The following is a 25,121-nucleotide window of genomic DNA, read 5'->3' on the forward strand; positions in this document are numbered from 1 at the left end:
AATGTGTCCCGCTCGTTCCATCCAGGGGGAGTTCCGCCGAATCCGCGGTGGTGACCCGGCCGGAGCCGACCGGATACTCCGCGGGAACGAGTCTGGAACTCGAGATAGAGCGGGAGATTAGTGGTGGTCGACTTTGGTTGTCAACAATCCTATGCCGTTGCCGTATTGAGACGCCGTTGAGATGTTTATTTACTGATTGGCCCGGACCGGAGCCCACCTGCGGCCGAACACCGCGATCGGCGCGCGACCGGCGCCTTCCCCGCCGGAGACAGCACGAATATGGCCACGTTCGGCCCCGAACGCGGCCGGGCCCGCCGCTGAAGCCGGTGCGGCACGAACTCGCTGGCCCGGGCCCGACCGCACGGTTGCCGTGAATATCGATGATGTCCTGCAACGGCCCGATCTTCAAGTACCTCACTTACCTCGTCCAATCGGGTCCGGGGTCCCGGGGCGCCAATTCGGAGTTCACACCGCTGGACGTTAATTCGGCCGGATCGAAAAGTCGCCTTCCGCGTGACCTGGATTCTGTCGTACCGCTCCCGAAGAGAACTCCGGCCGTACTCGCGGCCCGTCTGCCTTCCCGGCTGTTCGGGGCGGTTCCGGCGGCGGCGCTCGGCCCGGGTCCGGCCTCTCGGGGGCCGGTAAGGTGTCTTCGGGCGCGGACGTCCGCCCGCCCCGCCGGATCGGGGCGTCCGTCGCACTGTCATGCGCCACAGGAAGGAACCGGTGACCGATGGCTGTTCGCCTGATGGCGCGGACGCTGCGCGGCCTTGAGGACATCGCGGCGCGGGAGATCGAGGAGCAGGGCCTGGGCGAGGTGGAGTATCTGCGCCATCGCGAGGTGTGGTGCGCCGCGGCCGCCCCCGACCCCCGGCTTCTCGGCCTCCGCACCGTCGACGACCTGTTCCTCCTGGCCGCGGTCATCGACGGTGTCGGGCACACGAAGGCCGACCTGCCCTCCTTCGCCGAGCTCGCGCGTGACGCGCCGCTGCGCGAGCTGCTCGGGACGCGCCGTGCGTGCGGCGGCCCCGATACGGCCTCAGGGGTGGACGTCGCCGCGTCGTTCCTCGGTCGGCGCAACTACAACAGGTACGACATCGAGGACACCGTGGGCGAGCAGGTGGCGGCCGCTCTGCGGCTGCCGTACCACTCCCGTCGGGGCGGGAGCGCGCCGCCGAAGGGGAGCGCGTCCTTCCGGGTCACGGTGGAGGGGGAGCAGGCGGTGCTGGCGCTGCGCATCGCCGAGCGGCCCCTGCACCGCCGCCCCTACAAGGAGGCGTCGACGCCCGGCACCACGCACCCTCCGCTCGCCGCGGCCATGGCCCGGCTGTCCGGCACCGAGCCGGGGATGCGCGTGCTCGACCCCTGCTGCGGGATGGGCACGATCCTGATCGAGTCCTGCGGCGTCACCCCTGGCGCACGGCTGCTCGGCTCGGACAGCGACATGGAGGTTCCCGCGGCGGCCGCGGCCAACGCCGCTGCGGCGGGCGCCGACGGAGCGGGTGCGATCGCCTGGGCGGTCGCCGACGCCGGCCGGATGCCGGTCGCCTCCGCCCGCATCGATCGGGTCGTCAGCAATCCGCCATGGGACCGCCAGGTCGAGGCGCACGCCGCCTTGGCGGGACATCCGGAGCGGTTCTACAGCGAAGTCAGGCGCGTGCTGGCCCCCCAGGGGTCGGCGGTGCTGCTCCTGCACGAGGCGGAGGAGCACCTCGCGCACGCGAAGTCAGCGGGGCTCCAGCCGCGCGACGTCATCTCGGTCGGCCTGTTCGGCGCGCGCCCCTCGATCGTGACGCTCACTCCGTGAGGGGCCGGCTCGTCGGCGCGGGACGGGCGTGGGAAGGGGGCCGCGCTCTCCCGGCGGCCTCCGAAGCGACCGGGACCCCGGCAAGCCGCGGACCGCACGACCTTTGATCGAGCTCTGACTGCCGCGCTCGCGGGTCGGGGATTTCCAGGGCTCGGGCCTGCTGCGCCGCCGGCGGCTTGCGCGCACCGCGACAGCCGGCCCCCTGTGCGAATCCGACCGTCGGACACAGTCAGGACGCCAAACCGCTTGAATCGGATGCGACCTGGGATTTCTCGGCGCACCCGGCAGGATTCGAACCTGCGACCATCGGATTAGAAGTCCGGTGCTCTATCCACTGAGCTACGGGTGCCGGGTTCAATTATGGTGTGGCCGGTCGCCGCTGGTGCCCCTGTGGTCCGGAGGTTCACGAGGAGGCCGCGGCGCGGCTCGGGCGGTGGTGCGGGCGCCAGGGGTGCGCGGTTGCGGTCGGCGTCGTGAGTCGCCGTACCGCGTGGTGCGCGCCTGGCTCTGAGGCGACATTCTAGGGTATTCGGAAGATGTCACCCAAGGGCGGACGAAATTGTACCAACTATGGTCATTCGTAGTTGCGCCCCGTTAGCGCGCGGTCTCCACCAAACCGGTTCCTATTGGCGCCCGCAGAACACGCTACCGGTGATCAACCCCCGGGGTGGCGTGCATCAATGGTGTTTCGCGAACCCCGAGCCCCCGATCGGGGCCGCCGCGCGGCCGCCCGGTGGCCCTACCACGTCCAGTACTGGCCGATGGCGACGAGGAACGCGGCGATCAGCGCGATGCTCATGAGGTCCCCTCCTCTCCGGCCCGGCCGAACACGGGGGGAGGTTCACGAGGGGAGTCCTGCTGCTACTCACGGTATACGAGGAGATACGCAGAGTTGTTAACGATCGTTCCTCCTCATGGGAAGGAAAAGGAAACGGCGAAGCCGCTGTCGCGCGCATTACGGTTGGGTCCGTGCAGACGCAGCGACACCCGACGCAGACCTCCTGGCCGCTCGCCCTCGGCCTGCTCGCAGGGGCGGCCCTGGACCGCGTGCTGCCCGACCCCGAGCGGGGGCACCCGGTCGCGCTGTTCGGGCGGGCCGCCGGGTCACTGGAGCGCAGCCTGCACGCACCGAGCCGGGCGCGGGGCGCCGCGTTCACCGTGCTGGCCGTGCTTCCGGTCGCCGCGCTGGGAGCCGCGGGCCAGCGCGACGCACGGCCGTGGCGGCGCGCCGCGCTCACCGGCGCGGCCACCTGGGCCGTCGTCGGCGGCGCCATGCTCGGGCGCGAGGCCGACCGGATGGCCGACGCCCTGGAGGCCGGCGACCTCGCGGCGGCTCGGCGCCGGCTGCCGCACCTGTGCGGGCGCGACCCGAGCACCCTCGACGCCGACGGGCTGGCCCGCGCCACCGTCGAGTCGGTCGCGGAGAACACCTCCGACGCCGTTGTCGCCCCGCTGATGTGGGGCGCCCTGCTCGGCCTGCCCGGCCTGCTCGGCTACCGCGCGGTCAACACCCTCGACGCGATGGTCGGGCACCGCAGCGAGCGCTACGAGCGCTTCGGCTGGGCCGCGGCCCGCCTCGACGACGTGGCCAACTGGGCGCCGGCCCGGCTGACGGCCGTGCTCGCGGCCGCGGCGGCCCCGGTGGTCTCCGGCAGTCCGCTCGCCGCGTGGCGGATCCGCGGCCGGTACGGGCGCCGCCACCCCAGCCCCAACGCCGGCCAGTGCGAGGCGGCGTTCGCCGGCGCCCTGGGCCTGCGCCTGGGCGGCGCCAACGTCTACGGCGGCCGGGTGGAGCACCGCCCCGAACTCGGAGAGGGCCGCGGCCCGCGGGTGCGCGACATCCGCCGCGCCGTCCGGCTGGCCCGGACCGTCAACGCGGCGGCCGCCGTGCTCGCGGCGGCCGCCGCCTGGATCCCGGCCCGCCGACCGGGCTCACGCGGTTGAGAACACGTCCATGCGGAGGGCCCGCAGCTCCGCCTGGGCCTCCCGCTCTCCCGCCGCGTTCGCAGAGACGGGCGGTGGCGCTCCTCCTCGTCGGTCCCCTCGGCCGATGCGGCGGCGCGAACCGGTGCGCCGCCGCGCCTGCGGGGGCGTCCCTCGCGCCCACCCGGCCGTCCGGCTATATCGTGATGTCCGGGCCTCCCGCCCAAACCAGGCGCGCCGCCCAGGGCGGGGCCGCAGGCCCGCGGGGGCCCGGAGCGCACCCCCTCACCCGGCGGGCGCGGCCGCGACGGCCGGGCCCGCGAATCGAGAAGACGAGGACCTGACCTGATGCGGACAGCACGCGTCGGCGACGCCCCCGCGTTGCTGGTCGCCGGAACCACCTCCGACGCGGGCAAGAGCGTCGTCGCGACCGGGCTGTGCCGCTGGCTGGCCCGCCAGGGCGTGAAGGTGGCCCCGTTCAAGGCGCAGAACATGTCGCTGAACTCGGTGGTCGCCCCGGACGGCGCCGAGATCGGCCGGGCCCAGGCCACGCAGGCCGCCGCGTGCGGGATCGAACCCACCGCGGCCATGAACCCGGTCCTGCTCAAGCCGGGCGGCGACCGCCGCAGCCAGGTCGTCGTGCGCGGACGCCCCGTGGGCGAGGCCGACGCCGTCACCTACCGCGACTTCAAGGACCGGCTGCGCGAGGTCGCGGTGGAGTCCCTCGCCGAGCTGCGCGCCGACTACGACGTCGTCATCTGCGAAGGGGCCGGCAGCCCGGCCGAGATCAACCTGCGCGCCGGGGACATCGCCAACATGGGGCTGGCGCGCGCCGCCGACCTGCCCGTGCTGGTGGTCGGCGACATCGACCGCGGCGGCGTCTTCGCCGCGCTGCACGGCACGCTCGCGCTGCTGGAGCCGGCCGACCAGGCGCTGATCGCGGGGTTCGTGATCAACAAGTTCCGCGGCGCCCCCGAGCTCCTGGAGCCCGGACTGGACATGCTGCGCCGGCTGACCGGCCGCCCGGTGCACGGCGTGCTGCCCTGGCTCGACGGGCTGTGGCTGGACGTCGAGGACTCGCTGGCGCTGAGCGTGGACCGCGGGCCGATGCGCGCGCCGCTGGGCGCGCAGACGCTGCGCGTCGCCGTCGTGCGGGTGCCGCGCATCAGCAACTTCACCGACATCGACGCGCTGACCGTCGAGCCCGGCGTGGACGTGCGCTTCGTGACCGCGCCGCACGAGCTGGCAGACGCCGACCTGGTGATCCTGCCCGGCAGCCGCGCCACGGTCGCCGACCTGGCCTGGATGCGGGAGCGGGGACTGGCCGACGCCGTCGCCGCCCGCGCGGCGCGCGGCCTGCCGGTGCTGGGGATCTGCGGCGGCTACCAGATGCTGGCCGGGCGGATCCGCGACGACGTGGAGTCGGGCGCCGGCGAGGTCGACGGGCTGGGCCTGCTGCCCGCGCGGGTCGTCTTCGCGCCCGGCAAGACCCTGGGCCGGCCGCGCGGCACCGCCTACGGCCAGGAGGTGCGGGCCTATGAGATCCACCACGGCGCCATCGAGGTCGACTTCGCCCGGCCGGGCACCGAGCCCTTCCTCGACGGCTGCCGCTCGGGAGCGGTGTGGGGGACGACCTGGCACGGCGCGCTGGAGAACGACGCGTTCCGCCGCGCCTTCCTCGCCGACGTCGCCGCGCACGCCGGCCGCGACTTCGCCTGCGCCCCCGGCACCGACTTCGCCGCCGAGCGCACCGCGCGCCTGGACGCCCTGGGCGACCTGGTCGAGGCGAACACCGACACCGGGGCGCTCTGGCGGCTCCTGGAGTCGGGGGCGCCGCGCGGCCTGCCGGTGGTCCCGCCGGCGCCCGTCTTCTAGACCAGGCTGTCGCCCTCCTCGATGAAGCCCTCCGAGACCATCCAGTCCCTGGCCACGTAGACGGGGTCCTGCCCCTCCTGGTCGGCCTGGGCGTTGAGCTCGGTGATCGTCTCGTTGTCGAGCTCCTCGGCGATCGGCGCGAAGATCTCCCGCAGTTGCGGGTACCTCTCGGCGAAGTCCTGCTTCACGGTGATCGCCGGATTGTAGATCGGGAACGCCTCCTTGTCGTCCTCCAGCAGCTCCAGGCCGAGCGCCTTGATCCGGCCGTCGGTGGAGTAGGCCGAGCCGAGCGTGCACGTGCCGTTGCTGACGGCCGGGTACACCACGCCGGAGGACATCACGTCGGAGCTGGAGGGGAACTCCTCCTCGGACAGCTCGTAGTCCCTGCGCAGCGACGCCAGGCCGTCGTCGCGGTTGAAGAACTCGGTGTCCATGCACAGCGACCGCTCGTTCTCCGGGATGTTCTCGATGTCGGAGATGCCCTCGAGGTCGTACTCCTCGGCGGTCTCGGGGGTGACCACGATGGCGTAGGTGTTGTTCATCGGGGCCGGCGGGTCGAGCCAGACCATGTCGTTCTCCTGCAGGTCCAGGTCGCGGATCGCCTCGAACTGCGCGCGCGGGTCCGAGATCACCTCCTCCTGGCCCTCGTAGATCAGCCAGGCCGTCCCGGTGTACTCCCACATCAGGTCGTTCTCACCGGCCAGCATCGACCGGCGGGCGTTGTCGCTGCCCTGGATGTTGGTCTGGTCGACCACCTCGAAGCCGGCCGCGTCCAGCGCCAGCACGGCGATCTTGCCGAGGATGAGCTGCTCGGTGAGCTCCTTGGAGGTCACCCGGACCTCTTCGCCCTCCAGCTCCGGGTGGTGCTCGATCGAGCCGGGTTCCACCGGGGGGATGTACCCGGCGGCCGATTGCAGCCCGCAGCCGGCGGCCAGCGCCGCCAGCCCCACACCGGCGGCGGTCAGACGCATGTGGCGACGCATTACAGTCCCTTCGGTTGCAGGGCCTTGGTGACCAGCCCCGCGATCCAGTCGACGAGCAGGGCCAGCAGGGCGATCAGGACCGACCCGATGAACAGCGTGAGGACCCGGCTGGTGTTGACGCCGGCCACCACGAGGTCGCCCAGCCCGCCGGCGCCGATGAAGGCGGCCAGGCCCGCCACGCCCACGTTCAGCACCAGGGTGGTGCGGATGCCGGCGAGGATCACCGGGATCGCCAGCGGCAGCTCGACCCTGCCGAGCACCCGCCGCGCCGGCATCCCGATGCCGCGCGCCGCGTCGATCAGTGAGGGGTCCACCTGCTGCAGGCCGACCATGGTGTTGCGCAGCGCCGGCAGCACGCTGTAGATGACCAGCCCGACGACCGCGGGCCAGAAGCCGATGCCGACCAGGGCGGCCAGCAGGACGATGACGCCCACGGGCGGGGCCGACTGGCCGATGTTGGCGATGGCCAGCACCACGGGCGTGGACCAGCGCATCCAGCGGCGGCTCACCAGGATGCCCAGCGGGATCGCGATGGCCAGCACCAGGACCGTCGAGGCCAGGGTGAGCAGGACGTGCTCCCAGGTCTTGACGCCGATGTAGCCGAGGCTGAGCGAACGCGCCTCGGTGCTGTCCAGGTCGGCGAACTGCGGGTAGGCCATCGCCGCCGCGGCGAGCAGCACGACGACGGCCGGGGTGATGAACACCCGCCAACTGCCGCCCACCGGCGTCGTCGCCCGGCCGGCGCGGTCCTCGGAGCCCGCGGTCTCGGTCATGGTGGTGCTCACGAGCGGTCACCGCCCTCGGCGGTCGCCCCCGAAGCGGCCGGGGCCGCCGTGACCGACACGGCGGACTCCCCTGCGGCGAGCCGTTCGCGGCGGAGCCGCCGTTCGCGTTCCTTGACCTCGGAGATCGCCTGCTGCACCGTCGACAGCGTCACCGCGCCGACGTAGCGGCGGCGCCTGCCGACGACGGGGACGACCTCCTGGTCGGCGTTGATCAGCGCCTCGACGGCCTCCTGCAGCGTGGAGCGGCCGGAGATGACGGTGTCGATCCGGTCCTCCTCGCCGCTCGGCAGGTCGCCGATGGGGCCGGAGGCGTCCTCCAGGTCGGCCCGGCTCTCCCAGCGCAGCGGGCGCTCCTGGTCGTCCAGCACGACCGCCCAGTCGCACTCGGCCTCCTCCATGCGGCGGCGCACCTCGGCGACGTCCTCGTCGGCGGCGGTGCGCACGGCGTTCTCCAGCGCGACGTCGCGGACCCGGGTCAGCTTCAGCAGCTTCATGGAGGACTCGCCGCCGACGAACTGCTCGACGTAGTCGCTGGCCGGGTTGGCCAGGATCTCCTCGGGCGTCGCGTACTGCACGATCTTGGAGCCGGTGTCCAGGATCGCGATGCGGTCGCCGAGCTTCAGCGCCTCGTCGACGTCGTGGGTGACGAAGACGATGGTCTTGGACAGCTCCTCCTGCAGCCGCAGCAGCTCGTCCTGCAGGCTCTCGCGGGTGATCGGGTCGAGCGCGCCGAAGGGCTCGTCCATCAGCAGCACCGGCGGGTCGGCGGCCAGCGCGCGGGCCACGCCCACGCGCTGCTGCTGGCCGCCGGAGAGCTGGCGCGGGTAGCGGCCGCGGAACTCCGAGGGGGCCAGGCCGACCAGCTCCAGTAGCTCGTCCACGCGCCTGGTGATGCGCTGCCCGTCCCAGCCGAGCATCTGCGGGACCTGCGCGATGTTGCTCGCCACCGTCATGTGCGGGAACAGGCCCGCCTGCTGGATCACGTAGCCGATGTGGCGGCGCAGCTCATCGGGCTTCTGGGCGCGGGCGTCCATCTCGCCGATCGTGATGCGGCCCGAGGTCGGCTCGATCAGCCGGTTGATCATCCGCATCGTGGTGGTCTTGCCGCAGCCCGACGGGCCCAGCAGGACCACGATCTGGCCGGCGGGGATGGTCATGGTGAGGTCGTCCACGGCCGCATCGGAGGTGGAACCGTAGCGCTTGGACACCTCGATCAGTTCGATCGGAACGCCGCCGCCGTTCTCGCCGTCGGCGGCGAGCTGGGCCAGGGACTGGGGGGCGGAAGTGGTCTCAGGCATGGATCCGGATTCCTCGAGAAGTGGTCAGTTTGCCGATCAGGACGAAGACGGCGTCGAACAGCAGGGCCAGGAGCACGATGCCCAGGGTCCCCACCAACGTGGCGTTGAGCGCGTTGGCCGCGCCGATCCGGGCCAGGCCGGAGAAGATCTGGTCGCCCAGGCCGGGGCCCGAGACGAAGGCGGCGATCGCGCCGATGCCCATGGCCAACTGGGTGGCGATGCGCAGGCCGGTGAGGATCACCGGCCAGGCCAGCGGCAGTTGGACGCGCAGGAGCACCCGCAGCCTGCTCATGCCGATGCCGCGGGCGGCGTCGACCAGCGTGCTGTCGACGCCGTTGAGGCCCACGACGGTGTTGCGCAGGATGGGCAGCAGGGCGTACAGCGTGATGGCCGTGACGCTCGGCGCGACGCCCAGGCCCAGAGGGGCGATGAGCAGGCCGAGCATGGCGATCGAGGGGATCGTGAAGATCACGCTGGTGGTCCCGGTGGCCATCGCCGTCGCCCGCTCGTTCCGGTGGACGAGGATCCCGATGACGACGCCGACCGCGGCGGCGATGAGCACGCACTGGGCGATCATGCTCGCGTGCTGGATCGTCTGGAAGGCGAGCTTGTCGGAACGGCTCGCGATGTACTCCAAGAGGGTCACGACGCGGCCGCCTCCCTGGCACGGGGGGAGGGTAGGGGAGCAGGGGTTTCAGCCATGAGGCCGGTTTTAACCGGCTGGTCGTGGAGTACTCGCTCCTTGGAAAAAGGGTGACTTTTCTGTTACCAAACGTGTGGCGGAGGAGACACGCCGGTGTGCGATGGAACACCCGCCGGAGGACCGGCGGGCCCGGTGCGGCGGAGGGGTCAGGCGGCGGCGGCCAGGGAGCGGATGTAGTTGAACTGCTGGTGCACCTGATTGATCTGGCCCTGGCCGTACACCCCGACCTGGGTGGTGTGGAAGGCCTGGCCGTTGCGCACGGAGACCTGGATGCTTCCGCTGACCGTCTTCTCCTTCACCAGCAGGAAGAACAGGCTGAAGACGCAGATGAAGAAGAAGCCGATGAGGGCGACGACCAGCGCCCACGTGGCCATCTTCTCCTGCACGTGGGACATGTCGTTGATGCTCCATGTGCTGCCCCGCAGCGGGAAGGCGCCTCCCGGGGTGATGACCTCGGTCTGGGTCACCGTGATGTCGCCCAGGGCGGCGACCGGCTGCCCTCCGGAGGGAACGGACTGCTGGTACCCGGGGGTCTGCCAGCCGCCGGTCTGCGCGCCCTGGTCGTAGGGCACCATCTGCCCTGAGGGGTAGCCGCCCGAGGGGACTCCGCCCTGCGCGTAGGGGTCCTGAGGGTGCGGAGTGCCGCCGGGCTGTCCGTAGTACGGGTCGCCGGAGCCCTGCTGGGGGTCGGGGTAATGGCTCATGCCGAGGATTCTTCCAAACCCGCAGGGCCCGCGGCACCGTTTGGGACCGATCCGGCGGCGACCGGTAGCGGCTCGGTCGCGCCTTCAGGACCCCTGTTCCCCGGGGGGCGGGAACGCGCGCTCGGCGGGGTCGCGCTGGCGGACGTTGCCCAGTTCCTCCTCCGGCGGGCTGGGGCTCCAGTCTTTCAGCCAGATGAACACGCGGTCCTCGCCGATGCTGGTGCACACGGGCCGGTCGAGGATGCGCCCGGCGCGCTCGGCTGCCTCGCGGGTGGCGTCGCGGTCGTCCTCGCCGCCGTAGTGGTAGGCGGTGGTGCCGTTGCGCTCCAGCCTGGCCGCGATCGCGCGGGCCGTCTCCTCGATGCGGTCGGCGTCTGCGGCCGGGGTGTCGGTGGTGGGGTGAACGTTGTCGGACATGGGGGGCTCCTTGACTGTTCGGTCCTACAATGCCCGATGCGTGGGCCTGTTGTCTCCCGCCCTTCTGCGAAGATGAGGGCGACGGCGCTGAGGAACACGGTGGGAATCCGTGGCTGTCTTCGCAACTGTGAAGGGGGAGCCGCCCCGCACGACGCCACTGCCGCACGCCGGTGGGAAGGCCGGGGCCGGCCGAGAAGCCTGAGCCAGGAGACTCCGCGCCGTCGCGCACCTGGGAGAGACCGGGACGGATCCGCCGGATCCGCCCCGACGAACCGCGAAAAGACGGTTCCCGACCGGAAGAAGGACCACGCGTGGCTACGATCCTGCTGCTGTCCACGGCCGACACCGAATTGCTCGCCGCCAGCGCCGCCGAAGCCGGCTACCGCACCGCGAACCCGGCGCGCACCGATCCCGATGAGGTCCCGGCCCTGCTGGAGGGGGTCGACGTCGCGGTGGTGCGCCTGCTGGGCGGGCGCGAGGCGTGGCCGCGCGGGCTCGACGCGCTGCGCGGCAGCGGGGTGCCGCTGGTGGCGCTGGGCGGCGAGGCCGCACCCGACGCCGAGCTGGTCGCGCTGTCGACCGTCCCTTCGGGGGTGGCCACCGACGCCCACGCCTACCTGTGCGAGGGCGGGGTCGGCAACCTCCGCCAGCTCGCCCGGTTCCTCTCCGACACCGTGCTGCTCACCGGCGAGGGGTTCGAGGCGCCGGAGAAGATGCCCGACCACGGCGTACACGGTGAGCGCGCGCAGCGGACGGACCGCCCGACGGTGGCGGTCGTCTTCTACCGCGCGCACGAGCTCTCCGGCAACACCGCGTTCATCGACACCCTGTGCGATGCGGTCGAGGCCGCGGGCGCCAACGCGCTGCCGGTGTTCTCCGGTTCGCTGCGGGGCCTGTCGCGCGAGACGTCCCCGGACCTGTTCGCCCTGCTCGACCGGGCCGATGCGATCATCACGACCGTGCTGGCGGCGGGCGGAGCGGCGAGCCGAGGAGCGAGCGGAGTGGGCGGCGGTCCTCGGAAGGCGTGGCGGGAACTCGGTGAGAGCCGTCCGCGGAGCGAGGGCGGAGGCGAGCGCGACCAGGAGCGCGGAGCGGTGGCGGCCGACGCCGGCGGCGGCGACGAGGACGCCTGGGACGCCGGCGCGCTCGCAGCCCTGGACATGCCGATCCTGCAGGGGCTGGTGCTGACCTCCGGCAGGGAGAAGTGGCGGGCCTCCGACGCCGCGCTGACGCCGATGGACGCCGGGATGCAGGTGGCCATCCCCGAGTTCGACGGCCGGCTGATCACCGTGCCGTTCTCGTTCAAGGAGACCGACCCGGCCAGCGGCATCCCGGTCTACGTCGCCGACCCCGAGCGCAGCGCGCGGGTGGCCGGCATCGCGGTGCGCCACGCCCGGCTGCGATCGGTGCCGCCGGCCGAGCGCCGCCTGGCCGTGGTGCTGTCCTCCTACCCGACCAAGCACTCCCGCGTCGGCAACGCCGTCGGCCTGGACACCCCGGCCTCGGCGGTGCGGCTGCTCCGCGAGCTGGCGGCGCGCGGCTACGACCTCGGCCCCGACGACGCGCTGTGGCGGGTGCCGGGACCGGAGGAGGACCGCCGCGCCGACGACGGCGACCCGCTGATCCACGCGCTGATCGGCGCGGGCGGCCACGACGTCGAGTGGCTGACCGAGGAGCAGCTCGCGCGGGCCTCGGCGCGGGTCCCGCTGGCGGACTACCTCCGCTGGTTCGAGGCGCTGCCGACCGAGCTGCGCGACGGCATCAGGGAGCACTGGGGCGAGCCGCCGGGCGGGCTCTACGTCGACGACTCCTCCGGCGACCCCGAGATCGTGCTGGCCTCCCTGCGCTTCGGCAACGTCGTGCTGATGATCCAGCCGCCGCGGGGCTTCGGCGAGAACCCGATCGCGATCTACCACGACCCCGACCTGCCCCCTTCGCACCACTACCTCGCCGCCTACCGCTGGCTGGAGACGGCCACCGGGGACGGGGGGATGGGGGCCGACGCGGTCATCCACCTCGGCAAGCACGGCACGCTGGAGTGGCTGCCGGGCAAGGGGCTGGGCCTGGCCGCCGAGGACGCCCCCGACGCCGTGCTGGGCGGCCTGCCGCTGATCTACCCGTTCATCGTCAACGATCCCGGCGAGGGCACCCAGGCCAAGCGGCGCGCCCACGCCACCGTCGTCGACCACCTGGTGCCGCCCATGGCGCGCGCCGACACCTACGGCGACATCGCCAAACTGGAGCAGTTGCTCGACGAGTACGCGCAGGTCAGCGACCTCGATCCGGACAAGGCCCCCACGCTGCGGGCGCAGATCTGGACGCTGATCAAGGCCGCGGAGCTGCACCACGACCTGCACACCGAGGAGATGCCCGGCGACGAGGACTTCGACGACTTCGTCATGCACGTCGACGGCTACCTCTGCGAGATCAAGGACGTGCAGATCCGCGACGGCCTGCACGTGCTCGGCGCGGCGCCCGAAGGGGAGGCCAGGGTCAACCTGGTCATGGCGGTGCTGCGGGCCGCGCAGGTGTGGGCCGGCCGGGCCGGCGCGCTGCCCGGTCTGCGCGCCGCGCTGGCCGCCGGGTTCGGACTGGAGGAGCGGGCGCTGCTGGCCGAGCCCGGTGTGGCCGTCGCCGTCCCCGATGCGCTGATCGCGCTCGCCACCGGCCCGGCGCGCACCGCCTCCGACGCGGTCGACCTGATCGACGCGCTGGCCCGCCGCCTGGTCGAGGGCATGGACGAGCTCGGCTGGGTCGCGGACAAGGCCGAGGCGGTGGTGCGCGAGGTGCTGGGGCGGGACCTCCCGAACGGGGACGCGGCCGCGGACGCCGTGCGCGTGCTCGTCTTCGCCGCGGAGGAGGTCGTGCCGCGGCTGGCCGCGACCAGCGGGGAGATCGAGGCGGTGCTGCACGCGCTCGACGGCGGCCACGTGCCGGCCGGCCCCTCGGGCTCGCCCACCCGCGGGCTGGTCAACGTGCTGCCCACCGGCCGCAACTTCTACTCGGTCGACCCCAAGGCGATCCCCTCGCGCAACTCCTGGGACGTCGGCCAGGCGCTCGCCGACTCGCTGGTCCGGCGGCACCTCGACGACACCGGCCGCCACCCGGAGTCGGTGGGCCTGACGGTGTGGGGCACCGCGGCCATGCGCACCCAGGGCGACGACGTCGCCGAGGTGCTCGCGCTGCTGGGGGTACGGCCGACCTGGGACGACGCCTCGCGCCGGGTCACCGGCTTCGAGGTCGTCCCGCTCGCGGAACTGGGCCGTCCGCGCATCGACGTCACGCTGCGCATATCCGGTTTCTTCCGGGACGCCTTCCCGCACGTCATCGGCCTGATCGACGACGCGATCACCGCGGTCAGCGAGCTGGACGAGCCGGCCGAGAGCAACTACCCGCGCGCCCACGCGCTGGCCGACCACGCCGAGCACGGCGACTGGCGGCGCGCCACCACCCGGATCTTCGGCTCCAAACCCGGTGCCTACGGCGCCGGGCTGCTTCCGCTGATCGACGCCCGCAACTGGCGCGACGACACCGATCTGGCCGAGGTCTACGCGGTGTGGGGCGGCTACGCCTACGGCCGCGGGCTGGAGGGCCGGGAGGCGCGCACGGACATGGAGGCGTCGTTCCGGCGGATCTCGGTGGCCGCGAAGAACCAGGACACCCGCGAGCACGACATCGTCGACTCCGACGACTACTTCCAGTACCACGGCGGCATGGTCGCGATGGTCCGCAGGCTCACCGGCGCCGACCCCGCGGCCTACGTCGGCGACTCCGCGACGCCCGACCAGGTCAAGACCCGCACCCTGGGCGAGGAGACCCGCAGGGTCTTCCGTGCGCGGGTGGTCAACCCGCGCTGGATCGCGGCGATGCGCCGGCACGGCTACAAGGGCGCCTTCGAGCTGGCCGCCACGGTCGACTACCTGTTCGGCTACGACGCCACGGCCGGCGTGGTCGACGACTGGATGTACGAGAAGCTCGCCGAGACCTACGTCTTCGATCCGGAGAACCGCGAGTTCCTGGAGCGCTCCAATCCCTGGGCCCTGCGCGGCATGACCGAGCGCCTCCTGGAGGCCGCCGACCGCGACCTCTGGGAGTCCCCCGACCAGCAGACCCTGGACCGGCTGCGTCAAACCTACCTCCACCTCGAAGGCGCCCTGGAGGACGGCGAGTAGCGCCCCGCCCGGCGCGGACGGGGCCGGAACCGGTCAGGGGGTTGACGGGTGGGGATCGGTGTGGATCCGGCGGGGTGGTTGAGGGGTTACCGCTGGTAATAGGGGGCGTCGCACGCGAGGGGCCGAGAGGTGCTCTCGGGCGCGGGGGCGCGGTCGGGCCGACGGAGAACGTGAAACTCTTTCGCGAATGTGTTTCCCGTACGTAATCTGCCGCCAACCCCCCGTGAACGAGGTGTGCAGATGGCCCGACGCTCTCAAGGGCGCGCGGTCGCCGCGGCAGGTGTGGCGGTCGCGTGTCTGGCAACAGGTGTGATGGCGGCCGCCCCGGCGGCCGCGGAACCGGACGGACCCGACGCGGCCGAACTCATGGCGGCCGTCGAGGACTACTGCGGCGACGGGTGCCACGACATCCTGGCGCCCGGCCAGAACGGCGACGCGACCCTCGTCGAGATCCTCGGCAACCAGGTGTTCGGCACCCGGCCCGCCCACTCCGACACCCAACTGGAGGCCTACGACGACCTCCTGCACGACTACGAAGGCCTGACCGGCGACCGGCTCGGCGACTACTTCCTCGACGCCTCCTTCGGCGTGGCCGAGGAGGACGTGGGCCGGCGCTACTCCCCGCGCGAGGACGTCACCGTCGTCCGCGACGAGCACCACGGCATTCCGCACATCTACGGCACCACCCGCGACGGCACCATGTACGGCGCGGGCTACGCCGCTGCCGAGGACCGCCTGTTCCTGATGGACCTGCTGCGCAACCTCGGCCGGGGCGAGCTGACGAGCTTCGCCGGCGGCGCCGAGGGCAACCGGGCGCTGGAGCAGAGCCTGTGGCGCGGCGCCCCCTACACCGAGGAGGACAAGCGGGCCCAGATCGACCGGATCGCGGCGAGCGGGGAGCGCGGGGCGCAGGCGCTGGCCGACGTCGACGCCTACCTCGAAGGCGTCAACGCCTACATCGACCGGTCGCAGAGGAGACGCGACTACCCCGGCGAGTACGTTCTCACCGGCCACAAGGACGCCATCACCCAGGCCGGCGAGATCGAGCACTTCGCCAGGACCGACATCGTCGGCATCGCGGCCATGGTCGGCCTGCTCTTCGGCGGCGGGGGCGGCGGCGAGGTCCGGTCGGCCCTGCTCAAGGCCGCCTTCCAGGACCAGTACGGCCCGGAGGAGGGCGAGCGGGTCTGGCGGAGCTGGCGGATGGAGAACGACCCGGAGGCCGTGGTCACGGTCGAGGGCGACTTCCCCTACGCTCAGACGCCGCAGGACCCGGTCGGCGAGGCGCTGCCCGACCCCGGCTCCGTCGTCGCCTACGACATCGTGCACGACGAGACGGGGTCGGCGCGCAGCGGCGCGACCGCCTCCCCCCTGGCCGCGTCCGCGGGAGACGGGGAAGGCGACGGGGGCGCCGGCGCCGGCACGGTCGAGGACCTGCCGGAGCGGGACCGCGAGCGGCTGGCGGAGATGGCGGAGTCGGGCGACCTGACGGCGGCCGAGGGCGTGTTCAACGAGGGCGTGCTCCCCGCCGACCTGTTCGAGGGCGAGCCGAGCATGTCCAACGCGCTCGTGGTCTCCGGGGAGCACACCGCCGACGGCAACCCGATCTCGGTCTCCGGGCCGCAGACCGGCTACTACTCGCCCCAGTTGCTGATGGTCCAGGAGCTTCAGGGGCCCGGCATCAGCGCCCGCGGCGCCTCGTTCCCCGGCGTGAGCTTCTACGTGCAGATCGGCCGGGGCGCCGACTACGCGTGGAGCCCGACCTCGGCCGGCCAGGACATCACCGACACCTTCGCGGTCGAGCTGTGCGAGCCCGGCGGCGGCGAGCCGACGGTGGAGTCCCGGCACTACCGCGACGGGGCGGACTGCGTGCCCTTCGAGGAGCTCAGCGTGGCCAACGAGTGGGAGCCGACCGTCGCCGACCAGACCGCGGCGGGCTCCTACACGCTGACGGCGCTGCGCTCGAAGTTCGGCCTGGTCGACTCATTCGGCACGGTCGACGGCACCCCGATGGCGTTCGCCACCCGCCGCTCCACCTACCTGCGCGAGGTCGACTCGATCATCGGCTTCCAGAAGTTCAACGACCCGGGCCTCATCACCTCGGCCGAGGAGTTCCAGCAGGCGGCGATGGACATCGGCTACGCCTTCAACTGGCACTACAGCGACGCCGACGACATCGCCTACGTCAACTCCGGCGCCAACCCGGTGCGCACCGAGGGCACCAACCCGACCATGCCGATCCTGGCCGACTCCCCGGCCGGCTGGTCCGACTGGGACCCCGTCACCAACGGTGCCGACCACACCCCGCTGGAGCAGCACCCCAACTCCCGCAACGCCGACTACTACGTCAACTGGAACAACAAGCCCGCCGCCGGCTATACCTCCGGCTACGCGACGGGCTCGGTGCACCGGGCCGACCTGCTCGACGGCCGGGTGAGCGCGCTGGTCGACGAGGGCCACGCCTTCACCCCGGCCACGCTGGTCCAGGTCATGGAGGAGGCCGCGGCCGTCGACCTGCGCGGCGAGCAGGTGCTGCCCGAGCTGCTGGATGTGGTCGAGAGCGAGCCGATCGGGGATCCCGGCCTCGCCGCGACAGTGGCGGACCTGCGCGCCTGGATGGAGTCGGGCGCGCAGCGCAGGGAGCCGGAGAAGGGCGCGGGCGCCTACGAGCACGCCGAGGCCGTCCGGGTCATGGACGCCTGGTGGCCGCTGCTGGTCAGGGCCCAGTTCGAACCGGGACTCGGCGAAGGGCTGTACGCGCAGATGACCGGTGCGGTCCAGGTCGACGAGTCGCCGTCGGGGCACACGGGCGGCGGCGGTTCCGGCGGCGTCGACCAGGGGCAGGCGCACAAGGGGTCCAGCTTCCAGTACGGCTGGTGGTCCTACGTCGACAAGGACCTGCGCGCGGTGCTCGGCGAGGACGTCGCCGGCCCGCTGGAGCGGACCTACTGCGGCGGCGGCGACCTGGCGCGGTGCCGCGGGGTCCTGCTGGACTCGCTCGCCGCGGCCGCGGCGACGCCGGCCGAGGAGGTCTACCCGGGCGACGCCGACTGCGAGGCCGGCGACCAGCTCTGCGCCGACTCCATCATCCACTCCCCGCTGGGCGGGGTGGCCATGTACCGCGTGGCCTGGCAGAACCGCCCGACCTATCAGATCGTGCACCAGTTCGCCGACCGGAGGCGGTGACCGGCGCGGGGCGGCCGCCGGGGAGCGGCCCCGGCGGCCGCCCCGGCCCCTCCCGCGCCGCGGGCGCGGCGTGTTTCTTCCGTGTCCCGGCTGTGACTCCGGTAAAAGTGTGTCCACCCGGAGTCCAGGGGTAGCTTTAGAGATACCCGCCACACTGGACGGGAGGCCGGTGATTATGCCGTTGTGGATTATCTGGTTGGTAGCGGCCGTGGCATTGGGCGTCGCGGAGATCTTCACGCTGACCCTGTCACTGGGGCTGCTGGCGATCGCCGCGCTGGTCGCGGGCGTCGTCGGCGCGCTGGGACTGGGAGTCGTCGCCCAGGTCCTGGCCTTCGTGGTCACCGCAGGCGCCGGGCTGTGGTTCGTGCGGCCGATCGCGCGCCGCCACCTGCGCCAGCCCCCTCCGCTGCGCTCAGGGACCGCCGCCCTCGTGGGCAAGTCCGCCCTCGTGATCGAAGAGGTCACCGGCGACCAGGGGCGGATCAAACTGTCCGGGGAGGAATGGTCGGCCCGCGCCCTCGACGAGACCCTGGTGATCCCGGCCGGGGTGCACGTGGACGTGATGGAGATCGAAGGCGCGACGGCCGTCGTCTACCCCAGGGAGGCGCTGCCGTGAGCCTCCCAGGCCCTCGGCGGCACGCATGACCTCAACCTCACACCCGTTGACAAGGCAGGCAAGAGATGTTCGGACTTGAGATCCTGTTCATCGTCCTCGCGGCCATCGCGATCGTGGCGGTCGTGTCCACGGTGCGGATCGTGCCGCAGGCCCGCGCCTACAACATCGAGCGGTTCGGGCGCTACCTGCGCACCCTCCAACCCGGCCTGAACTTCATCATCCCGGGCGTGGACCGGGTGAACACCAAGTTCGACCTGCGCGAGCAGGTGTTCACCTCACGTCCGCAGCCGGTGATCACCGAGGACAACCTCGTGGTCAACATCGACACCGTGCTCTACTACGTGATCACCGAGCCCCGCGCCGCCGCCTACGAGGTCGCCAACTACCTGCAGGCCATCGACCAGCTCACCGTCACCACGCTGCGCAACGTGATCGGCGGGATGGACCTGGAGCGCACGCTGACCTCACGCGAGGAGATCAACACGCGGCTGCGCGGCGTCCTGGACGACGCCACCGGCAAGTGGGGAATCCGGGTGAACCGGGTGGAGATCAAGGCCATCGACCCGCCGCCGACGATCAAGGAGGCGATGGAGAAGCAGATGCGGGCCGAGCGGGACAAGCGCGCGGTCATCCTGCAGGCCGAGGGCGAGCGGCAGTCCAGGATCCTCACCGCCGAGGGCGCCCGGCAGCAGGCGATCCTGGAGGCCCAGGGCCAGCAGCAGGCCGCCATCCTGCGCGCCGACGGCGAGGCCAAGGCCATCGAGCGGGTGTTCCAGGCGGTGCACGCCAACAACGCCGACTCCAAGCTGCTCGCCTACAAGTACCTGGAGACGCTGCCGGAGCTGGCCAACGGCGAGAACAACACCTTCTGGGTGATCCCCGGCGAGCTGACCCAGGCCATCCAGAGCGTCACCCAGGGGTTCGCGGGCACCGGCGGCGCGGCCAAGCCGCGCCCCGAGCGACCGGAGGAAGAGGAGGAGGACGAGGAGGCGGGGACGCCGCAGCTCACCTCGGGCGACCCGCTGAGCGGCAACGCATCGCAGGCGGCCGACGAGGCCGCTGAGAACGCCGAGGCCGCGGTGGCCGACGCCAGGGCCGAGGCCGAGGCGGCGGCCGCGGGCCCGACCCAGCTCCCGGGGCAGCGGACGCAGTCCTGACCCGATCGGCCCCGCGTTCCTCCCGCACCCCCGGGGAGGAGCGCGGGGCTCCTTTCCGGGGGCCGGGAGCCGGGGTCAGACGATCAGCAGCTTGCCGGTGGTCGTGCGCCCGGCCAGGTCCGCGTGGGCCCCGGCGGCGTCGGCGAGGTCGTAGCGGCCGCCCACGTGCACCTTCAGGCTCCCGGCCGCCACCAGGCCGAGCACGTCGGAGGCGCGGTCCAGCAGCTCTGCGCGCTCGGCGACGTGGTGGGCGAGGTTGGGCCGGGTCAGAAAGACCGAGCCGGCGGCGTTGAGGCGCTGCGGGTCGACCGGCGGCACCGCGCCGCTGGACTGCCCGAACAGCGCGAGCACGCCGCGCGGGCGCAGGCTGGCCAGGCTCGCGTCGAAGGTGTCGGCGCCCACGCCGTCGTAGACCGCGGCCACCCCGGCGCCGCCGGTCAGCGACCGCACCGCCTCGGCGACGTCGGTCTCGGTGTAGCGGATGATCTCGTCGGCGCCGGCCTCGCGGGCGATCCGCTCCTTGGCCTCGGTGGACACGGTGCCGATGACCCTGGCGCCCCGCAGCTTCGCGAGCTGGGTGATGAGCAGGCCGGTGCCCCCGGCCGCCGCGTGCACCAGCACGGTGTCGCCCGGCTGCACCGGGTGGGTGGAGTGGGTCAGGTAGTGCGCCGTCATCCCCTGCAGCAGCACGGCCGCGGCCTGCTCGGAGGTGACGCCGTCGGGGATCGGGACGACGCGGTCGGCCGGGACGACCGCGCGCTCGGCGTAGGAGCCGGGCAGCATCACCCAGCCGGCCCGCTGCCCCGCGGAGACGGCGGTGACGCCCTCGCCGACGGCGCTCACCGTGCCGGCGCCCTCGACACCCGGGGTGAACGGGGTCGGCACGGCGTAGGCGCCGGAGCGCTGGTAGATCTCGATGAAGTTGACGCCCCGGGCCTCGACGTCGACGACCACCTGCCCAGGGCCTGGTTCGAGGTCGGAGACCTCGGCCATCTGCATGACCTCGGGTCCGCCGGTCTCCTCGATGACGATGGCGCGCATGCGGGTGCTCCTTGTCCGTAACCGCCGGGCCGGTGCCCGTGTTCGATGACGCCCGCTTCAGCGGCGGACGGCCGTCCGGCTATTCCCCGGTCTGCTGAGGGGTCCCGGGCTCCCCGATGTCGCTGAGCTGGTAGTCGTCGAAGTAGACGACCGCGTCGCCGCCGCTGCCCCCGCCCTCGCGCCGGATCAGCAGTCCGGTGGCGCCGTGCTCCAGCGGGTTCTCGTCGACGGCCTCGGTGATGAACTCGCCGTCCGCCCACAGCCGGATCGTGACCGTTTCGGCCTCCTGATCCCGCTCGCAGGTCATCTGCAGCCGGTTGGTCGGCTCGGAGCCCTCCGTGGAGCCGTCTCCCGCGGCGTAGTCCACTGCGGCGTGGTCCCCTTCGGAGATCCCCGCCGAACGGCTCTCCCCAGTGTCGACGAACCCGGGCACGGAGTCGACGGTGCTCATCGTGGACGAGCCGTTCTGGCCGGCGTTGCGGCGGATGACGGCCCCCGACCCGTCGAGGCGCACCAGCGCCTCGTACTGCGAGTAGACGTTCTCGTAGTCCACCTCCTCGGAGGTGCCGGAGCAGAACAGACCCGCCTGCGCGTACGGCGGGCCGCTCTGGACCGTGATGTCGACGCTGACGGAGGCCTGCTCGGGGGTGCCCCCGGTGAAGGGCGCGTAGCTCTGCCAGGAGGGGTCGTCCTGTGTGGCCCGCAGCGCGAACTGCTGGTCGACGTGGCCGGAGGAGGAGTCGTCCTCGAACTCCTTGTCGTACTCGTCCCCCCAGGCGGTCTCGGCGCTGGTGAAGTCCTCGCCGTAGACCAGGGTGCCCTCGGGGAAGGACGGATCGCCGAATACCTGCACCGCGACCAGCGCGGCCGCGGCGACCAGGGCCACGGCGCCCGCGGCGATGCCGACCGTCCTCAGCCTGACCCTGCCCCGGCCCCCGCCGGCCGGGCCGGACGCCGAGGCGCCGGGAGGCGGCGCCCCGGGGCCGGGAGGGCCGCCGTAGGGACTCTGCGGGCCGGAGGGCGGTCCGAGCGGGGGCTGCTGGGGGCCGGAGCCGAACGAGGGCTGTCCGGGCTGCCCGTGGCCGTAGGGCCCCTGCTGCACCGGCGGCGGGCCGAAGCCGGACTGCTGCGGCCCGGAGGGCGGACCAGGCGGACCATAGGGGGGCTGCTGGGGGCCCGAGGGCTGCGGCGGGTGGGAGGCGACGCCGGTCGGCGGCGAGGGCTGGTCGTAGGGCCGGGTGGCGGGGGAGGCGGCGGTCCCGGGACCGTCCGGCGGCATGGCGGCCGTCGCCTGCTGCGACAGGTTCTCCGTCGCGATGCCGTCCTCTCCGCCGTTCGGCGGGGTCGCGGCGGGGTCGTCGGAGGCCGCCGCCGCGGCGGCGGCCGCTCCCGCGGCACCGGCGGCGGCGATCCCGGTCGGCCGCGTGGTGGAGGGCGGGGTCCAGGAGCGCACCACCGTCTGGTCGATCACCGCCCTGCTGGGATCCTCCTGGCCGATCAGCCGGTTCAGCAGCTGCTGGGCGGTGGGGCGGTTGGCCGGATCCTTGTCCAGCGCCTGCGTGACCAGTTCCCGCAGCGTGGGGTCGAGGCCCTCCATGTTGGGCGCCATGGAGACGATCTGGTGCAGCACCGCCGGCACGGTCGGCGCGTCGAACGGGGCCTTGCCGGTTCCGGCGAAGACGACCAGGCAGCCCCAGGAGAAGATGTCGGAGGCCGCGGTGATGTCGCGGCCCTCGATGAGCTCGGGCGCGAGGTAGGCCGGCGTGCCCATGAGCTGGCTGGAGCGGGTCACGGCGCTGTCGTCGTCCATGGCGCGCGCGATGCCGAAGTCGATCACCTTCGGGCCCACGGAGGACAGCAGCACGTTGGCCGGCTTGAGGTCGCGGTGGATGACCCCGGCGCCGTGGATCGCGGTCAGCGCCGCCGCGACGCCCATGGCCAGGCTGTCCAGGGTGCCGCCGTACATGGTGCCGTCGGCCGCGATGGCCTCGGCCAGGTTGGGCCCTGCGACGTACTCGGAGACGATGAAGAGGGGGTCGCCTTCGAGCCGGGCGTCGATGACCGCGGCGGTGGAGAAGCGGGCCACGCTGCGGGCTGACTCCACCTCACGGGCGAACCGGCGGCGGAAGGCCTCGTCGTCGCTGAGGTCGGGATGGATGAGTTTCACCGCGACCGAGCGGTCGGCCTCGTCCTTGGCGAGGTAGACCGTGCCCATGCCGCCCCGGCCGAGACGGCCGACGATGCGGTACCCGCCCAGTTCGTGCGGATCACCCGTACGGAGGGGTTTGGCGCGCTCGTGCCCGTTTGACGTCACAGTGGTGAATTCCTTTGTGGATCGCGTGATTCGCGCCTCATAGCGTATCGAGCCCCGGACGCGGTCCCAGCGGCCCGGACCGCGTAAGGGGGCGGGGGCGCGGCGCCGATCGGAATCTCGTTCGTGTGCAGACGAGTCAACCACGCGCACGCGCCGCACCGCGAACCGCCGGCGGCCGTCCGGACCCGGTGCCGCGCGGTCGGAATCCGGTCGGAATCCGGCCACGGCGGCGGCTCACACGCTTCCGGGCGGTGACGATCTTCGATAGGGTTGGAACAGATGTTCGAATAGAGGTCTGCTCTTCCCCGCAGACGAAAGCCGGTCCGCGCGCCCTCGGTGGCGCGTGTCTCATGAGGGGAGCTGGTGGGGCGGATGTACGGCACGCCGATCACGGTGTGGGAGCAGGACGGCAGACCGGTCCGCTTCATGTGGGAGGGGCGGATCTACGTGGTGCGGCGCATTCTGGACCACTGGGTCACCGTGCGCTCGGACTTCTCGCCCGAGGCCGGGAGCGGCCGGCCCCGGCGCCGCTTCTGGCGCGTGCAGGTCGGCCCCGAACCCGGCGCCGACGTCTACGAGCTCCGCTACGACTCGGTGGGAGAGCAGTGGCTGCTCTCCCGGACGCACAGGTGAGCGGCGCGGGGGTCAACCCCCGCGGCGGGCGATCGCGGTGAGGAGGCGCTCCTCGGCGTCCGCGCCCGCGGCGACGCGCGGCAGCCGCCACAGGAAGACCGCGCCCAGCACCCACCATCCGCCGACGATGAGCCACTCGTAGGGCCAGGCCAGCGCGGCCGGCATGCCCGGCAGGTAGAGCACGGCCAGGCCCAGGCTCAGCACCAGGGCGAGCACGCCCACGGCGGTGCCGGCCGGGACCCGGAAGGGGCGCGCCATCCCCGGCTCGCGGCGGCGCAGCGCCAGGAACGACGTCGCCACCATGATGTAGGCGATGACGATGTTGATGCCTCCCGCGTTGACCAGCCACGTCAGCATCTGGTCGCCGAACAGCGGGGCGAGCACCGACAGCCCGCCGATGAACAGCAGGGCGTTGGCCGGCGTCTTGTACTTCGGGTGCAGTCGGCCGAACCAGCGCGGCACCATGCCCGACACCGCCATCGCGTACAGCAGCCGGCTGGCCCCGATGAGGAAGGCGTTCCAGCTCGTGAGGATGCCCGTGATGCCGCCGAGGATGAGGACGGTGCCCATGGTCCGGCTGTCCCACAGCGCGGCCATGCCGTCGGCGGAGGCGAGCTGGGCGTCCAGCAGCCCCTCGCGCGACAGGGCCGAGCCGACCGTCAGCATGATCAGGATGTACCACGCGCTGGCGCAGACGACCGAGAGGATCAGCAGCTTGCCGACCTGCCGGTAGGGCAGCCTGATCTCCTCGGCCGACTGGGGGATCACGTCGAAGCCGACGAACAGGAACGGCGTCGCCACCAGCACCGCGATGAGCCCGGTCGCGCCGCCGGAGAACAGCGGGCGCATGTTCTCGGTCGAGCCGCCGACGAACGCGCCGAGCAGCAGCGTCGCCCCGACCGCCAGCAGGAACAGCACGGCGATGACCTGGAAGACGCTGGCCGGGCGGATGCCGACGTAGTTCAGCGCGGTGATGACGATCGCGGCCACGATGCCGACCGCGGCCCACGAGGCGTAGACGTCGTAGCCTGCGACCGACCACAGCCGGCCGGCCTGCATGTCGGGGAAGAGGTAGAGGACGGTCTCGGGCAGCGCCACGGCCTCGAAGGCCACGACGCTGAGGTAGCCCAGCACGATGCCCCAGGAGGCGACGAAACCGCCGTGCGCGCCGAGGCCGCGCAGGGCGTAGTTGTGCTCGCCGCCCGCCCGCGGCATGGCCGACACCAGTTCGGCGTAGGTGAGACCGACGAGGGCGACGATCGTGCCGCCGATGACGAAGGCCAGCGCGGCGCCGAGGCTTCCGGCGCTGTCGAGGAACTCACCGGTGAGCACGACCCAGCCGAAACCGATCATCGCACCGAAGGCGAGGGCGAGGACGTCGCCCCGGCCCAGGACCCGGATGAACCCTTCGCTTCGCGTGTTCATGGGCGTCCCTCCTGTCACCGTACGTGTGGCCAGCGTTGCCCCTGGGGCGCCGAAATGGAATACCCCCGCGCCCTATATCGCG

Annotated in this window: 17 protein-coding genes, 1 tRNA gene and 1 riboswitch; of the genes, 8 read left to right on the plus strand and 10 right to left on the minus strand. The window is 72.6% G+C overall.

The window, feature by feature from the left end:
- Positions 1-733: 733 nt before the first annotated feature.
- Positions 734-1,807 carry a methyltransferase domain-containing protein gene (locus HDA32_RS06770; protein WP_246334255.1) on the plus strand — a complete coding sequence of 358 codons (1,074 nt, stop codon included), beginning with the start codon at positions 734-736 and terminating at the stop codon, positions 1,805-1,807.
- A 276-nt stretch (positions 1,808-2,083) separates the two neighbouring features.
- Here HDA32_RS06770 and HDA32_RS06775 read toward each other — a convergent pair.
- Positions 2,084-2,156, minus strand: a tRNA-Arg gene (locus HDA32_RS06775).
- Positions 2,157-2,776: 620 nt separating this feature from the next.
- Here HDA32_RS06775 and HDA32_RS06780 point away from each other — a divergent pair.
- Together HDA32_RS06780 and HDA32_RS06785 are read left to right on the plus strand one after the other, a co-directional pair.
- Complete coding sequence (locus HDA32_RS06780) at positions 2,777-3,751, plus strand: cobalamin biosynthesis protein (protein WP_179642391.1); 975 nt, start codon at positions 2,777-2,779, stop codon at positions 3,749-3,751.
- Between the two features lie 327 nt (positions 3,752-4,078).
- Positions 4,079-5,605, plus strand: a complete 1,527-nt coding sequence (locus tag HDA32_RS06785; protein WP_179642392.1) for a cobyric acid synthase — start codon at positions 4,079-4,081, stop codon at positions 5,603-5,605.
- Here the strand turns inward: HDA32_RS06785 and HDA32_RS06790 are convergent.
- The 6 genes from HDA32_RS06790 to HDA32_RS06815 form a co-directional block, all read right to left on the minus strand.
- Positions 5,602-6,576 carry a glycine betaine ABC transporter substrate-binding protein gene (locus tag HDA32_RS06790; RefSeq protein WP_179642393.1) on the minus strand — a complete coding sequence of 325 codons (975 nt, stop codon included), beginning with the start codon at positions 6,574-6,576 and terminating at the stop codon, positions 5,602-5,604. The genes HDA32_RS06785 and HDA32_RS06790 overlap by 4 nt on opposite strands.
- Positions 6,577-6,587: 11 nt before the next feature.
- Entirely contained in the window at positions 6,588-7,373 is a 786-nt protein-coding gene (locus tag HDA32_RS06795; protein WP_312863070.1) for an ABC transporter permease, read from the minus strand.
- On the minus strand, positions 7,370-8,671 hold the full coding sequence (locus tag HDA32_RS06800) for an ABC transporter ATP-binding protein (RefSeq protein ID WP_179642394.1): 1,302 nt from the start codon (positions 8,669-8,671) through the stop codon (positions 7,370-7,372). Before HDA32_RS06800 ends, HDA32_RS06795 begins: the two co-directional genes overlap by 4 nt.
- Positions 8,664-9,317 (minus strand): ABC transporter permease, encoded by a 654-nt coding sequence (locus HDA32_RS06805; protein WP_179642395.1) that lies wholly within the window; start codon positions 9,315-9,317, stop codon positions 8,664-8,666. The genes HDA32_RS06800 and HDA32_RS06805 overlap by 8 nt, the downstream gene beginning before the upstream one ends.
- A 203-nt stretch (positions 9,318-9,520) precedes the next feature.
- Positions 9,521-10,078 (minus strand): hypothetical protein, encoded by a 558-nt coding sequence (locus HDA32_RS06810; RefSeq protein ID WP_179642396.1) that lies wholly within the window; start codon positions 10,076-10,078, stop codon positions 9,521-9,523.
- Between the two features lie 84 nt (positions 10,079-10,162).
- A complete protein-coding gene (locus tag HDA32_RS06815) occupies positions 10,163-10,495 on the minus strand; it encodes a hypothetical protein (protein WP_179642397.1) in 333 nt (110 codons plus the stop codon).
- Between the two features lie 89 nt (positions 10,496-10,584).
- Positions 10,585-10,709, plus strand: a riboswitch (cobalamin riboswitch).
- 97 nt (positions 10,710-10,806) lie between these two features.
- On the opposite strand from HDA32_RS06815, the gene cobN reads away from it, so the two are divergent.
- The 4 genes from cobN (at position 10,807) to HDA32_RS06835 (ending at position 19,626) form a co-directional block, all read left to right on the plus strand.
- The gene (gene cobN, locus HDA32_RS06820; protein ID WP_179642398.1) at positions 10,807-14,667 is read left to right on the plus strand and encodes a cobaltochelatase subunit CobN; all 3,861 of its coding nucleotides are present in this window, start codon (positions 10,807-10,809) and stop codon (positions 14,665-14,667) included.
- Between the two features lie 312 nt (positions 14,668-14,979).
- On the plus strand, positions 14,980-17,853 hold the full coding sequence (locus HDA32_RS06825) for a penicillin acylase family protein (protein ID WP_179642399.1): 2,874 nt from the start codon (positions 14,980-14,982) through the stop codon (positions 17,851-17,853).
- Positions 17,854-18,028: 175 nt separating this feature from the next.
- Positions 18,029-18,469 carry an NfeD family protein gene (locus HDA32_RS06830; RefSeq protein WP_179642400.1) on the plus strand — a complete coding sequence of 147 codons (441 nt, stop codon included), beginning with the start codon at positions 18,029-18,031 and terminating at the stop codon, positions 18,467-18,469.
- A 65-nt stretch (positions 18,470-18,534) separates the two neighbouring features.
- Entirely contained in the window at positions 18,535-19,626 is a 1,092-nt protein-coding gene (locus HDA32_RS06835) for an SPFH domain-containing protein (RefSeq protein WP_179642401.1), read from the plus strand.
- A 75-nt stretch (positions 19,627-19,701) separates the two neighbouring features.
- Here the strand turns inward: HDA32_RS06835 and HDA32_RS06840 are convergent, their stop codons facing one another.
- Positions 19,702-20,667 carry a quinone oxidoreductase family protein gene (locus tag HDA32_RS06840; protein ID WP_179642402.1) on the minus strand — a complete coding sequence of 322 codons (966 nt, stop codon included), beginning with the start codon at positions 20,665-20,667 and terminating at the stop codon, positions 19,702-19,704.
- A gap of 79 nt (positions 20,668-20,746) precedes the next feature.
- Entirely contained in the window at positions 20,747-22,981 is a 2,235-nt protein-coding gene (locus HDA32_RS06845; protein WP_179642403.1) for a serine/threonine-protein kinase, read from the minus strand.
- A 372-nt stretch (positions 22,982-23,353) separates the two neighbouring features.
- Between HDA32_RS06845 and HDA32_RS06850 the strand changes: the two genes are divergently transcribed.
- Complete coding sequence (locus HDA32_RS06850) at positions 23,354-23,614, plus strand: DUF6504 family protein (RefSeq protein ID WP_179642404.1); 261 nt, start codon at positions 23,354-23,356, stop codon at positions 23,612-23,614.
- Between the two features lie 12 nt (positions 23,615-23,626).
- Here the strand turns inward: HDA32_RS06850 and HDA32_RS06855 are convergent, their stop codons facing one another.
- Entirely contained in the window at positions 23,627-25,039 is a 1,413-nt protein-coding gene (locus HDA32_RS06855) for an APC family permease (protein WP_179642405.1), read from the minus strand.
- Positions 25,040-25,121: the final 82 nt, after the last annotated feature.

The sequence above is a fragment of the Spinactinospora alkalitolerans genome (genome assembly GCF_013408795.1).
Lineage (GTDB): Bacteria > Actinomycetota > Actinomycetes > Streptosporangiales > Streptosporangiaceae > Spinactinospora > Spinactinospora alkalitolerans.